Source organism: Granulicella sp. WH15, assembly GCF_009914315.1.
In the GTDB taxonomy this organism is placed as follows: Bacteria; Acidobacteriota; Terriglobia; order Terriglobales; family Acidobacteriaceae; genus Edaphobacter.
In genome coordinates this window covers 4,460,518-4,474,889 of the sequence record NZ_CP042596.1, presented here as the reverse complement: position 1 = coordinate 4,474,889, position 14,372 = coordinate 4,460,518, and the positions used below count along the sequence as shown (strand labels likewise).

The 14,372-nt window shown below is 60.5% G+C and carries 7 protein-coding genes and 1 tRNA gene; 6 read left to right on the top strand and 2 right to left on the bottom strand.

What is annotated here, in order from left to right:
* Positions 1 to 547 precede the first annotated feature (547 nt).
* Entirely contained in the window at positions 548 to 2,017 is a 1,470-nt protein-coding gene (locus tag FTO74_RS18515) for an alkaline phosphatase family protein (RefSeq protein ID WP_255462387.1), read from the top strand.
* 106 nt (positions 2,018 to 2,123) lie between these two features.
* Here FTO74_RS18515 and FTO74_RS18510 read toward each other — a convergent pair whose 3' ends face one another.
* Positions 2,124 to 3,458: a hypothetical protein gene (locus FTO74_RS18510; RefSeq protein ID WP_255462386.1), complete on the bottom strand. Its 1,335-nt coding sequence runs from the start codon at positions 3,456 to 3,458 to the stop codon at positions 2,124 to 2,126.
* A 420-nt stretch (positions 3,459 to 3,878) separates the two neighbouring features.
* Between FTO74_RS18510 and FTO74_RS18505 the strand changes: the two genes are divergently transcribed.
* From FTO74_RS18505 to FTO74_RS18495, 3 genes are all read left to right on the top strand, one after another.
* Complete coding sequence (locus FTO74_RS18505; protein WP_162539455.1) at positions 3,879 to 7,427, top strand: TonB-dependent receptor; 3,549 nt, start codon at positions 3,879 to 3,881, stop codon at positions 7,425 to 7,427.
* 23 nt (positions 7,428 to 7,450) lie between these two features.
* Positions 7,451 to 8,398 (top strand): metallophosphoesterase, encoded by a 948-nt coding sequence (locus FTO74_RS18500; protein WP_162539454.1) that lies wholly within the window; start codon positions 7,451 to 7,453, stop codon positions 8,396 to 8,398.
* Between the two features lie 114 nt (positions 8,399 to 8,512).
* Positions 8,513 to 9,637 carry a phosphatidylinositol-specific phospholipase C1-like protein gene (locus FTO74_RS18495; protein WP_162539453.1) on the top strand — a complete coding sequence of 375 codons (1,125 nt, stop codon included), beginning with the start codon at positions 8,513 to 8,515 and terminating at the stop codon, positions 9,635 to 9,637.
* A 146-nt stretch (positions 9,638 to 9,783) separates the two neighbouring features.
* On the opposite strand, the gene FTO74_RS18490 is transcribed toward FTO74_RS18495, so the two are convergent.
* A tRNA-Phe gene (locus tag FTO74_RS18490) sits at positions 9,784 to 9,858 on the bottom strand.
* Positions 9,859 to 10,284: 426 nt separating this feature from the next.
* Between FTO74_RS18490 and FTO74_RS18485 the strand changes: the two genes are divergently transcribed.
* Positions 10,285 to 10,965 carry a TetR/AcrR family transcriptional regulator gene (locus FTO74_RS18485; protein WP_162539452.1) on the top strand — a complete coding sequence of 227 codons (681 nt, stop codon included), beginning with the start codon at positions 10,285 to 10,287 and terminating at the stop codon, positions 10,963 to 10,965.
* 144 nt (positions 10,966 to 11,109) lie between these two features.
* On the top strand, positions 11,110 to 14,301 hold the full coding sequence (locus tag FTO74_RS18480; RefSeq protein ID WP_162539451.1) for an efflux RND transporter permease subunit: 3,192 nt from the start codon (positions 11,110 to 11,112) through the stop codon (positions 14,299 to 14,301).
* Positions 14,302 to 14,372: the final 71 nt, after the last annotated feature.

Sequence of the window (14,372 nt, the reverse complement as noted above, 5' to 3'; positions counted from 1 at the left end):
TTGCATATTAGATCTGATATATCAGTTTTCTGGGTTGGCTTAAGTTACTCATGTGGCTGGGTGGATGCTCTTCGATAATGGGGTGGCAGTTATCCATGTTCGAAGGAAAGCACAACATAGCCATAACGCATGTTTAGACAGGCTACGTTGTCACCTCGGACTTAGCAGTAATTGGTATGGTTGATATCGGCGCTCGGCCACGCTGCTTCGGTTGCGACCCCAGATGCTCCCGCGTCTGTCAGGGGCTCCGTATTCAGTGTCCATGAATCTCCTGCGTACTCGGATATAGATTTCAGTCAGGTCGTACCAGGGCTCAGCCATGTGGGGAAAAGCACAGGCAAGCCCGATATCCTCGCATGGTAGCCAGCGACTAACTCTTTCCTTTATGACAATCGAGTAAATGGAGGGTTTGGCCGGGATGTATCGTGCCATTGTCCTCTCTATGCGATCTTCGTATTTCTGGGGTTTTCGCATATTTTTGCGATGTATCGTACGTGTGGCGGTGAATTGGCTTCCATGCCGTAGTCTCCAGTGATATCTCTTTGGCGTGAAGATCCCAACCACCCCCCAGAATCTGCCTTCTCAGGAACATCCTCTTCTCTCACGCCGGAAGCTGCTCCAGGGTGCCTCGCGCATCGCGGCTGCCGCAGCAGCGCGTGCCATCATGCCTGCCAACGTGCAGCGCGCCCTGGCCCAGGGACCACCTCGTCGCGGCGGCTTGCAGGATATCAAGCACGTCGTCATCCTGATGCAGGAGAACCGCTCCTTCGATCACTACTTCGGCACCATGGCCGGTGTCCGCGGCTTTGACGACCCTCACGCGCTGAAGCAGGAGAACGGCCTGTCCATCTTCCATCAGCCGGATGCCGTGAGCGCCGAAGGTCACCTTCTCCCCTTCCATCTTGATACCCACTCCAGCAGCGCCCAGAAGATTCCCTCGACCAGCCATGCCTGGGCCGTGCAGCACGAGGCCTGGAACGGCGGCCGCATGGATCGCTGGCTGCCCGCGCACCGCAAGGCCGATGGCCATCACGGTCCCTATTGCATGGGCTACTACACGCGTTCGGATATCCCCTTCCAGTTCGCCTTGGCCGACGCGTTTACACTCTGCGACGGCTATCACTGCTCCGTCATGGGCCCCACCTGGCCCAACCGCATGTACTGGATGACAGGAACGATTGACCCGGAGGGCGCCCACGGAGGGCCGATCATCAAGAACATGGCTCCGCCCGAGGGCTACACCTGGACTACCTACCCGGAGCGGCTGGAGCAGGCCGGTGTGAGCTGGAAGGTCTACGCGCAGGAGCAGCACTTCGGCTTCAACATGCTGGGCAACTTCAAGGTATTTCGCGAGGCCGCCAAGGACTCCCCGCTGTATACGAAGGGAATGGCCGCCGGTCCCATCGGTCAGTTCGAGTACGACGCGATGAACGATAAGCTGCCTGAGGTCTCCTGGATCATCACGACCGAGCTGCAATCGGAGCATCCGAACGCGATGCCTGCCGACGGAGCCGCCTTCATCGCCAGCAAGATCGACGCGATCGCCGCCAACCCGGACGTCTGGGCCAAGACCCTCTTCATCATCAGCTACGACGAGAACGACGGTCTCTTCGACCACGTCCCCCCGCCGGTCCCTCCTGCTGGAACTCCCCGCGAGTTTGTCGACGGCCTGCCGATTGGTGGCGGTTTTCGCGTGCCCTGCTTCCTCATCTCGCCCTGGACCGCCGGTGGCTGGGTCTGCCACGACACCTTCGATCACACCTCGATCCTCCAGTTCCTGGAGAAGTTCACTGGCGTTCGAGAGCCGAACATCAGTGACTGGCGCAGGAAGACGTTTGGGGATCTTACCTCGGCTCTACGCCTTACGCGGCCATCCTATCGCGGTCCATCGCTGCCTGACACCGCAGGCCCTTTGAACCTGGCTCGCTACGAAGCGGCGACCTTCCCGCTGCCGGAGATTCCAGACAAGAAGCAGGTGCCGCCAACCCAGGAGAGGCGCTCACGGCCGAAGCGATAGCCGTCGTGCCGACCACAGCCGGTCAACCAGCCACGGGGCAGGGAAGCATGAAGTTCAACAGGAGATGGGCTCTTGCTGCTCTGAGGGAAGGATCGGGCGGCCTGCTCTACTGGACGTAGAAGCGGGTCGCGATGATCTGAGCCTCTGGAGCGGTTGCACCGATACTATTCGTCTCCACCAAAAGCTCGAACGGCTTCAGCGATCCATTCGGCAACGTCGCCTGTTGCAGAATAGGCTTGATCGCCTTTGCATTAAACAGTGTGTCGGCTGCGGCCTGGGTGGCCGCCATGTTGAGCCCCTGGATAATCAGCACATGACCCGCACCATCCCCCTCCGGTAGATAGGCGATGGTGCCATAGGTGCGATTGGGCTTCTCATTGGTTCCGTTGCGATAGATCGCCTGCTCGGAGTCGATTGGGTGTAAGTTCACCACAAAGGACTGGTCTACCTGCGGCGTGTACTCCAGCCTGAAGTTCAGCCGCTTTTCGAACAAGGACACCCAGGGGTTCGTATGCGCCGAGCCCAGCAGAATGGAGTTCGAGTTTTTGATATCCTCTGCCGTGATTCCTCTTGCATAGCGAACCTGGGTCCGATTGGCGATAAACTCCGGCAGGCGCGTCAGCATCGACGTTATATCCAGATCGACGACGCTTGTATAGTGCTGCCTGCGCAGATCATTCAGGTTCCCGGGATCCATTCCCGGTGGAGCATGTAGTTCGGCGGGGTACGCTCCATTCGCATACTCCTCCAGGCTAACCAGGTGGCCGCTAAGATTCTCGAGGATGCCCAGACCGCTGTCGGCCGGCACAATCAGCGTATTCCGATTGCGTTGGAACATCTGTGCCCAGACCGCATGGGCAGCGCTCTGGTCCTGCTGCGCCTGCATGGACCGTATCCCCAGCCAGCCGGCTGTGGCCAGCACGCCTCCGATCACCATGCCCAGCAAGGTTGAAAGCCACGCTGGCCGCCAAGGCTTCGCCGTTGTCAAAGCACCATAACTGGATACCGGCGGAACCGCGATAGCATGAGGCCTTGCTGAAGTCCGGTCCTTCTCTCCATTCTCCGGCGGGTGTGTCCCGGCAGCCCCTTGCTGTGGATCGGGGCTGGAATAAAACGTAGGGATGTATCCGCCCCTGGGGATGACGATCCGCATCGGCTCATCCCGTCCCTCTCCGTCGAAGTACTCGTCGAGCCTCTTGCGCAGCAGGCGCGCATAACTGCGCACGATATTGTCTTCGCCGGGGTTGTAGCCCGTGGAGCGGTTGAAGATCTGGGTGCCGATCCGCTGTTCGGTGATCTCCTGCGTATCCCCCGTAAGGTACTGCTCGCACACATACAGCAGAAACCTGGGCAGAAACTCGGACTTGCAAAACCCTTTGCTGGCCGCGACCCGGCAGGCCAACTGCCACTCCGGTCCTGAGAGCGAGCCTTCGCGATCCACTGCTCTGTCTACTGTCCTGTCCAGCGGCTGCTCTTCTTCCAGTATTACTCCTGCCGCACTGTGCGAACGGGAGACGGCAGCACCTTCGGACCTGGTCCGAAAGCCCTCAGGGCCCTCTCCGTAAGTCTGTTCGCGAGGATTCGGCATGTCCCTAGCGTAGTCCTCTTAGATGAATTTCCTATAAACGCCCGGACCGCCTGCATCGCGTATCTCCCTGAAATATAGAGGGGTGAAGCAGGGGTGAGCCTACAGGGTGCGCGCTTAAATCCACATGGAACACCCTTTTGCGTCTTCCTGGAACCTGACCATGATCAATCCACCAGCACCTATTGATGTGGTTCGCAGACAGCGCCGGAGGCCCCCGCCTGCAGACTACCCACCCACTTCTTCAACCCGAATAAGAGAATTTTGGAGTTATTTGTGAAACGTCTCTTTTGGTTAGCGACATTTGTTTGTCTCCTGGTCCTGAACTCTACGCCGATATTCGCCCAATTCGAAACGGCATCCGTCCTTGGTTATGTCCGGGATGCCTCAGGCGCAGTATTGCCCAACGCCGCTGTCTCGCTCGTCAACCAGGAGACCAAAGCCATCGTCACGGCCAAGACCAGCGCCCAGGGTTCCTACGAGTTCACGGACGTCAAGATCGGTGAATACAAGGTTACAGCCCAGTCCGACGGCTTCGATCTCAGCGCCACCCAGCCCTTCCGCGTCACCGTCAACGCCCACCAGCGCGTCGACATTGCTCTGAAGATTGGCTCCGCAAACCAGACTGTCACGGTCAGCGACGCAGCCGCACTCCTCGAGACCGACTCCAGCGAGCGTGGCCAGATCATCGGAACCCGCGAGGTCGAGAACCTTCCGCTCAACGGCCGCGCCTACGCCGACCTTGCCGCCCTCGTCCCCGGCGTTCGCCGCAACCTGCTCGAGAACTCCACCGACTCCAGCCGCGATGCCTCCTTCAACGTCAACGGGCAGCGCAGCGAGTTCAACAACTTCCTTCTCGACGGCGTCGACAACAACGCCTACGGCACCTCCAACCAGGGCTTCTCCAACCAGACCATCCCGCCTTCGCCTGACGCCATCGACGAGTTCCGCGTCGAAACCGACAACTACAGCGCCGAGTACGGCCGCTCTGCCGGAGCCGTCGTCAACGTCAGCATCCGCAGCGGTACGAACAAGTTTCACGGCAAGGCCTACGACTACATCCGCAACACGGTTCTGAACGCCGTCGGTCCCTTCACGCCGCCGTCCAACCCGCTCACCGGCAAGCCGCAGAAGCCGACCCTGATCCGTAACCAGTTCGGCGGCACCTTCGGCGGCCCCATCTGGAAGGACCACACCTTCTTCTTCGGCGACTACGAAGGCACTCGCCAGGTTCAGCACTCGCCCATGTCGGCAACGGTCCCGACGGCGAACCAGAATGGAACCAGCGCCCTCGCCATTGCTAACGGCGGTTACACCTTCATCACGGGTAAGACCAACGAGAACGGCACTCCGATTCCCCTCATCAACCCGCTTACCGGCCAGGTCTATACCAACGGTGTGATCCCCTTCAGCGACCCGTCGGTCTCCTCCTTCGCCAAGGGCGTTCTCGCGGCTCTGCCGTCGTCCAACGTCCCCGGCTCGCCGTACGCCAACAACTACTCCTCGCAGCCTGCCGACACGCTCACCGACAACAAGTTCGATGTCCGCGTCGACCAGACCTTCAGCCCGCGCACCACGGCCTTCGTCCGCTACAGCCAGCACAAGGGCACCATCATCTCGCCGCCCAGCATCCAGGGACCGGCCGGTGGTAACAGCAACGGTACTGTCGACATCTTCAATCAGCAGATCGCCGGCGGCGTCACCCACTCCTTCACGCAGAACTCGATCCTCGACGCCCGCTTCGCCTTCACCCGTACCGACGGCGGCAAGTTCCCCTACGGCCAGAACCTGCCCAGCCTGATGACCGGCATCCCCGGCCTTCCGACCGATCCTCAGGTTGTCCGCAGCCTCAACGACCAGAGCGTCAACGGGTTCACGCAGTTCGGCAACCAGAACAGCAACCCGCAGTATCAGAACCCCTACATCTACAATCCCAAGCTGAACTACACGTTCATCCACGGGCGCAGCACCTATAAGATCGGCTACGAGTACCAGGCCATCTTCACCACCATCGACGACTTCAACCCGACCTTTGGCATCGACACCTACAACGGCGGCTTCAGCTTCAACGGCGTTCCCGCCTACGGGACCACTGCTGCGGTTCCCGGCACCTCTGCCGGTCTCAGCTCGGCCGATACCGGCACCAAAGAGGCAGCCTCGCTGGCCGACTTCCTCTTCGGCGCGCGCGATACCTACCAGCTCAATAACTTCGTCAACGTCCACGTCAACCAGCGGATGCACAACTTCTACTTCCAGGACGATATCCGGGTCAACTCCCGGCTTACCGTCAACGCCGGTCTGCGCTACGAGCTGGTAACGCCGCAGTGGGAGTCGAGCAACAAGCTCGCCAACTACGACCCGGATACGAAGTCGCTCATCACTGCCACCCCTGGCTCCATCTACAACCGCGCTCTGGTCAACATGCCCAAGCTCGACTTCGCCCCGCGCTTCGGCTTGTCTTTCCAGGCCACGCCGAAGACCGTGATCCTGGCGGGTTATGGACTTGGCTACGCGCAGTTCAACCGTGAGGGCGGCGAGAACCTGCTCGTTTACAACTTGCCCGCCATCGTCAACACGAACATCGTTCAGGCGCCGCAGTTCGCCCTGCCCACCGTCATCACGCAGAAACCGGAGACCACCTGTACCGCTGCGCAGGCCGGAACAGCCTTCAACTCCGCCAACCCCAACCCCTGCTTCCGCACTACCTCGCAGGGTTATCCCACCGGCTTCACCGACCCTGCCAATGTGACCGCGGCCAGCAACCTCAGCACGCAGGCGCGTTATATCCCCAAGAACCTGCCCACGGGATACGTGCAGAGCTATCACCTCACCGTGCAGCGTCAGCTCAACAGCAACACGACCTTTGAGGTCGCCTACGTTGGTGAGCATGGCGTCAAGATCCAGGTGCTCGCCGACCTGAATCAGTCCGAGGCCAATCCCGTTACTGCCACCTGTAATGGAACGGGCGCGGTGGGCAGCACCTCTGGCTGCCTCAGCGTTGCGGCACGTCGTCCCATCTCCAACTTCACCACCATCGAAGAGACTCTTCCCGATGGCTTCCTCACCTACAACGGTATCCAGACCAAGCTGGAGCACCGCACCAGCCACGGTCTCTACCTGTTGAACTCCTTCACCTGGTCGCGCGCGCAGGACAACGGCGAGGGCCACCTCGAAGAGGTGTCCGGAGATAGCGGACGTATCAACCTGGCCAACCCGATCGGCGACCGTGGTCCCTCCGGCTACAACCAGCCGCTGAACGAGATTCTCTCGCTCGTCTACGACCTGCCTTACGGCAAGGGACGTATGTTCGGTGGCAACGCGCCTCTTCTGATGCAGGAGCTTCTGGGTGGGTGGCAGGTTACGGCCATCAACAGCGCCAGCAGCGGCACGCCGGTCAACATCACCTACTCGCCGAACAGCGCCCAGTCGGTCAGCACCATTCTGGCGCAGCGGCCCAACCAGATCTCGAACAACGTCATCATCCCGAAGAAGGATCGTGTCAAGGCGAATGGCAATCAATCCTTCGTCGCTTTGAACAGCGCGGCGTTCGCGATTCCGGACAACAATCATCCCTATGGCAATGTCGGACGCAACTCGGTCCGCTTTGACGCCTTCTATCAGCTCGATATGGGTCTTCACAAGCAGTTCCCGCTCTATCCTGCGGGCACCTCGTTCGACTTCCGGGTCGAGGCCTTCAACATCCTTAACCAGACCAACTACGCCTATCCGCAAAGCAGCGTTGGCGCCAGCACCTTCGGCACCGTAAACGCGGCTACCACCTTCCCGGCTCGTATCCTGCAGTTCGCCGGTAAGATCATCTTCTAACCAGCACCACAGAGGGGTTCAACATGGACCGCAGACAGTTCACTGCCCTCGGAGCTGCATCGCTCGGCAACCTGCTCACCCGGAAACTCTGGGCTGAGCAGGTCCGGGCGGCAGCTTCACCCGACAAATTCTACTTCGCCCTCGTCGCCGACACCCATATCATCGACGACTTCTACGTCAAGGGTAGCGAGAACGGCGTCGAAGACAACGAAAGCATCCTCGTCACTACGCCGCGCTTCACCTCGGCCCGCGACCTCATCAACTCGCTCAGCCCCGCCATCGAGCAGACCTTCCTCGTCGGCGACTTCTTCCACAACTACCCCTCCACCGACTACGACTTCTACTTCAAGAACACCACCCGGCTCGACCACGCCAAGACCATCGTCGATGGCTTCAAGATGCCCGTCCACCTTGGTTTCGGCAATCACGACTACGACGTCAAGCGCGTGGACCGCGAGATGAGCCACCGTCTCTTCAAGGCCAAGTTCAACGCCGAGCCTTATTCGGTTGTGGACTACAAAGGTTACAAATTCATCCATCTGAATAACTTCCTCGGCAGCACCCAGGACCGCACCTCCGCCGATTTCCATCCCGGTGTCGGCTCTCTGGGCGAGACACAGCTTCATTGGTTCGAGGCGCAGCTTCAGCAGCACAAGCCCACCTTCGTCTTCATCCATTACCCGCTCATCCAGGACCAGCCCACAGAGTTTGCCGACTACGGCCTGTATCCACTTCTGAAGAAGTATCAGGACACCATCCAGCTCGTCGTCTCCGGCCACCAGCACAAGTGGGTCGACTACAAACACAACTACGGCCCGCAGCACTACATCATGGCCGCCACCCGCTACGACCCCAACGCCTACATGCTCATGGAGGTCGACACGAAGAAGGCCACATGGCGCTTTATGAACGAGAGCCTCGTCGAGTGGTCTACGCACTACAGCAAGCCCTGGCAGGGTCAGAGCCTGTGATCCGCCTGCTTCCGTTTGAAAGCTAGTCTGTTCTTCCAAAGGCACGGCTTCGGCCGTGCCTTTGACTGCCCGCGATCCATGCACTTTCCAGCCACTCCAGACAGAGGATCATCCATGAACCGCACGCTCTCTACCCTCGTCCTCGCCGCCTCCCTCACCGCCGCGGCCAAGGCACAATCTGCCGATACTGCCATCAAGCTCAACCAGATTCAGCTCATCGGCACCCACAACAGCTACCACGCGGGTATCGCTCCCAGCGAGAGCAAGCTCTGGCAGGGCAAGTACGCCGACGCTTACAAGGGCCTCGACTACCAGCACCAGCCGCTTCCGCAGCAGTTCGACAGCGGTGTCCGCCAGATCGAGATCGACATCTACGCCGACGCCAAGGGTGGACGCTACGCCCATCCCACTGGCCCCAAGAACGTCGAAGCCGCCGGCCTGCCCGCCGACCCCGACTTCGACCCCAAGGGCCTCATGCTCCAGCCGGGCTTCAAGGTTATGCACGTCCAGGATGTCGATTACCGCAGCACCTGCCAGCCCTTCACCGGTTGCCTCCAGCAGATCCGTCACTGGTCCCTCGGCCACCCCAACCATGCCCCTATCTTCATCCTCGTCGAGACCAAGCAGGATCGGCCCGGCAGCACGAATCCTCTCCACCTGACTGAGACCGAGCCCTTCACCGCAGCCACCTTCGACGCGCTCGACGCCGAGATTCGTTCCATCTTCTCCCCCGGCGAGCTCATTACTCCGGACGACGTTCGTGGCCGCTATAAGACCCTCAACGAGGCTGTTCTTGCCGGTAACTGGCCTACCCTCGCCAAGGCCCGCGGCAAGGTCGTCTTCCTCATGGATCAGCACGCCATGACGCCCGTCTACCTCGAAGGTCACGCTGGTCTGCATGAACGCGTCATCTTCACCAACTCCACCCCCGGTGATCCCGATGCTGCCTTCCTGGAGCGCAACGACGGCCCCGCCTCCGACATCTCCGCACTCGTCCGTCAGGGCTATCTCATCCGCGCCCGCACCGACTCCGATACCAAGGAGGCCCGTGTCAACAACACCGCCACGCGCGACGCCATGATTGCCAGCGGAGCCCAGCTTCTCAGCACGGACTATCCTGTCAACGAGCCCGCACGCTGGGATGGCCACTTCGTTGTCACCTTGCCTGAAGGCGGCGAAGCCCGCTGCAATCCTATCAACGCCCCCGCCAACTGCACTCTCGATACCTTAAAAAAATAAGTATCGCCGAAGAGTAGCCCATGTCCCGCAAAGGACATGGGCTACTCATTTTAAGCCGCATCCCAAAAGCAACCCGCTTGAAAAACTAAAAGCCTCCGCTGAGGGAGGCTTCGAACTTATCTCTTGTATGAATCACGGAATCAAAGTGGTGGCCAGAGACGGGATCGAACCGCCGACGCCGGCCTTTTCAGGGCCGCGCTCTACCACTGAGCTATCTGGCCTTGGCATGGCACATCCGTGCTGAGAAACCGCCAAGATGGGTTCCCGCACACTTGCCCGAACGTCTGTCGTACCGGCCTGTGCGGGATAAAACGTTCAGGAGGTAGATCGTACGTCTTGCCGTTGGCCGCTCCTCGCTCTCCGCACCAATGCTGGAGACTGGAAGCCGCCTACGTTGCTTTTACAGTATAGCAACTCCGCTGGGTCGCCGCCAGTACCCCGTGTCTAGACACGGGGTACTGGCGGGAGGATGGGGAAGAGTGCCCACTTTTCTGTTATCCGGGGTCATGGTTATTGCAAATGGTAGTTACTATACTGAACGTTTAGTTTATGATTTCAAAGAAGTAAGCTCCGTTCCGCGCGAGAGAGCAGAAAGCTCCAGCCCACAGCCCTCAGGCAGGAATGACGCACTCCACAGGAGCAGTCCCATGCAGCAGTTGCAGAACGTGCCGCCAACAGACGAGCCCAGGCCGCGTGGCCGCCACAGAAGTCCCGAGGCCAAGGCGGCGATCCTGAAGGCGACGCTCTATCTGTTGGAGCGCAAGACCCTCCGTAAAGTAACCGCTGATGCCATCGCCCAGCGGGCCGGAGTCAGCAAGGCCACCATCTATAAGTGGTGGCCCAACAAGAGCCTGGTGGCGCTCGAGGCCTACCTCGAGGTCATGACCGAGCGCGTCCCGCTGCCCGATACGGGCTCCGCCGAGCTCGATTTCACTCTGCAATTGCAATCCCTCACCGCCTTCTATCTCACTCCACTTGGGCGTATGTTCTGTCAGTTCATCGCCGAGGGGCAGAGCGACCCCGGCTTTCTCGCTCTCTTTCGCGAGCGTTTCCTCTATCTCCGTCGCGATGCGGCTCGTATCATGTGGCGGCGCGGCGTGGACCGCGGCGAGATACGCAGCGAGGTTGACGGCGAGATCGTGCTCGACCTCGTCTACGGTCCCATCCTCTTTCGCCTGCTCGCCGGACACGGATCGCTCAACGATCACGAGGCGGCCGCCATGGTTGAAGTCATTTTTGGGGGTCTTCGTCGCCCCGGTTACCGTCATAAAGGTAAGGCGACGAAAAATAATCGCCTTGTAGTAAACGAGTCCAAACGGCTTGTTTGAATCCAGGCGTTATCGCCTATCATCATATTCTGAACGAGCGGTTTAGTTTTATAATCAAAGCTCGTCGACAACAATTACGTATTGCTCAAACCGAGGAGTCTCCTACTCCTCCAGGCGTCGGGCACGCCGGCCAAAGGAGCCTTGATGTGGATCGTCCGTCTCGCACTCAAGAGACCTTACACATTTGTCGTGTTATCTCTGCTGCTGTTCATCATTGGCCCTGTCGTGATGTTGCGGACTCCGGTCGATATCTTTCCCAGCATCGACATCCCGGTGGTATCGGTCGTCTGGAACTACGCGGGTCTCTCACCTGAACAGCTGAGCGACCGCATCGTCGTCGGCTTCGAGCGCAACCTGACCACGACCGTCAACGACATCGAGCACACCGAGTCGCAGACCCTCAACGGCATCTCGGTCGTCAAGATCTTCTTCCGTCCCTCGGTCGAGATCTCGCAGGCCGTGGCCCAGGTCACCTCTACCGCGCAGACCTCACTGCGCCAGGACCCCGTCGGAACGACGCCCCCGCTGGTCATTCAATACAGTGCCTCGAGCGTGCCCGTCCTGCAACTCGGTCTCTCCGGCAAGGGTCTCTCCGAGCAGCAGCTCAATGACTTCGGAATGAACTTCATCCGCACGCAACTGGCGACCGTGCAGGGTGCATCCGTGCCCTACCCCTACGGCGGCAAGACGCGCCAGGTGCAGGTCGACATCAACACCGCCAAGCTGCAGGCCTACGGGCTCTCCCCATCCGATATCGTCAACGCCGTCAACGCGCAGAACATCATCCTGCCCGCCGGCGATATCAAGATGGGCCATCTCGACTACCAGGTCGAGACCAACAGCGCCCCCACCAGCATTGTCGCGCTCAACAACCTGCCCATCAAGACGCAGAACGGCTCCACCATCTACATGCGCGACGTGGGCAACGTCCGCGACGGCTTCCCGCCCCAGACCAACGTCGTTCGGGTCGATGGCCAGCGCGCCTCGCTTATCACCATTCAGAAGACGGGTAAGTCCTCCACGCTGGACATCATCGCCAACGTCCGCGCGCAGCTTCCGCTCATCGCGGCCCAACTGCCGGAGTCGCTTCGCATGAAGCCCATCTCCGACCAGTCGGTCTTCGTGCGCAGCGCGATCAGCGGCGTCGTTCGCGAGGCCCTCATTGCCGCCTGCCTCACCGCGGCCATGATCCTCCTCTTTCTCGGCAGCTGGCGCTCGACGGTCATCATCGCCGTCTCCATTCCGCTCTCGGTCATCTGCTCGCTGCTCATGCTGGCCGCGCTCGGCGAGACCATCAACATCATGACCCTCGGCGGACTCGCGCTGGCGGTCGGTATCCTGGTCGACGACGCGACAGTAGAGATCGAGAACATCAATCGCAATCTCGAAGAGGGCAAAGAGGTCGAGCACGCCATCCTCGACGGAGCCGCGCAGATCGCGGTCCCGGCCTTCGTCTCGACCATCTCTATCTGTATCGTCTTCGTCCCCATGTTCTTCCTGGGCGGCGTCGCGCGCTACCTCTTCGTGCCCCTGGCCGAGGCGGTCGTCTTCGCCATGCTGGCCTCTTACTTCCTCTCGCGTACCATCGTCCCCACCATGGCCAAGTACCTCCTCAAGGGCCACGAGCACGATCGCGAGGAGCAGGCCAAGGCCAGCCGCAACCCCTTCGTCCGCTTCCAGATCATCTTCGAGCACTACTTCGAGATGCTGCGCACCTGGTACCACGGCCTGCTTGGCATCTGCCTCGAAAACCGCGTCGTCTTCCTCCTCGGCATCGTCGTCTTCTGGGTCGGCTCCATCGCGCTCCTCTACCCCTGGCTCGGCCAGGACTTCTTCCCCTCCGTCGACGGAGGCCAGTTCAAGCTCCACGTGCGCGCCCACACCGGCACGCGCATCGAAGACACAGCACGGCTCTGCGACCAGATCGAAGACGTCATCCGTCAGTCCATCCCGCAGTCCGAGCTGGAGACGATGATCGACAACATCGGCATCCCTTACTCGGGTCTCAACCTCTCCTACTCCAACTCGGCCACGGTCGGCACGGCTGACGCGGACATCCTCGTCACTCTGGGCGAAAAACACCGGCCCACGGCGGAGTACACCCATCTGCTGCGTGACAAGCTCACCCAGCAGTTTCCCGGAACCGAGTTCTACTACCTGCCCACCGATATGGTCAGCCAGATCCTGAACTTCGGCCTGCCCGCCCAGATCGACTTGCAGTTCGTCGGCGCGCAGACCGAGCAGAACCGCCGCCTGGCCGAGCAGATGATGCAGCAGATCAGCCACATCCCCGGCACCACCGACCTGCGCATCCAGCAGCCCTTCAACCTGCCCAAGTGGACCATCAACGTCGATCGTACCCGCGCCCAGCAGGTCGGCTACAGCCAGCGCGACGTCGCAACGGATGTGCTGATCGGCCTCAGCGGCAGCTTCCAGACGCAGCCCACCTACTACCTCAACCCGCAGAACCACGTCAGCTATAACCTCGCGGTCCAGACTCCGCAGTACGACGTACACGATCTGCAGCAGCTACAGAACTTCCCCATCGCCAACAGCGGCTCTTCGCAGCAGCCGCAGATCCTCGGCAACCTAGCCTCCATCGACCGCGGTGCGGAGCAGGGAACCGTAAGCCACTACAACGCCCGCCCGGTCATCGACGTCTACGGATCGGTCGAAGGCACCGATCTGGCCAGCGTGGCCGGCAAGATCGAGAAGATCGTCAGCGACAACAAGAGCAAGCTGCCGCGCGGCACCGAGATCTACGTGCGCGGCCAGATCCAGACCATGCACACCTCCTTCCTCGGACTGGTGCTGGGTCTGCTCTTCTCCATCGTGCTGGTCTACGCGCTCATCGTGGTCAACTTCCAAAGCTGGCTCGATCCCTTCATCATCATCGCGGCCTTGCCCGGCGCGCTGGCGGGCATCGTGTGGTTGCTCTTCCTCACCAACACCCACATCAGTGTGCCCGCGCTCACCGGCTCCATCATGTGCGTCGGTGTGGCCACGGCCAACTCCATCCTGGTCGTCAGCTTCGCCAAGGAGCAGATGGATGAGGGTCTCTCCGCAGCCGAGGCCGCGCTCACGGCAGGCTTCACGCGCTTCCGCCCGGTCATTATGACGGCGCTGGCCATGATGATCGGCATGGTCCCGATGGCCCTCGGTCTGGGTGACGGCGGCGAGCAGAACGCCCCCCTCGGCCGCGCCGTCATCGGCGGTCTGCTGCTGGCCACCTTCGGCACCCTTACCTTTGTCCCGGTCTTCTTCTCCTTCATGCACCGCAACGATCCCATCGTTACGCCGCCCCCACCCGATGGCGAGCAGCCGGTGCGCGCATGAGCTACGAAGAGCATGAAGATCGGTCAGAATCCAGAAACTCGAGCGAACACGGAAACAGTACACAGGAGAAG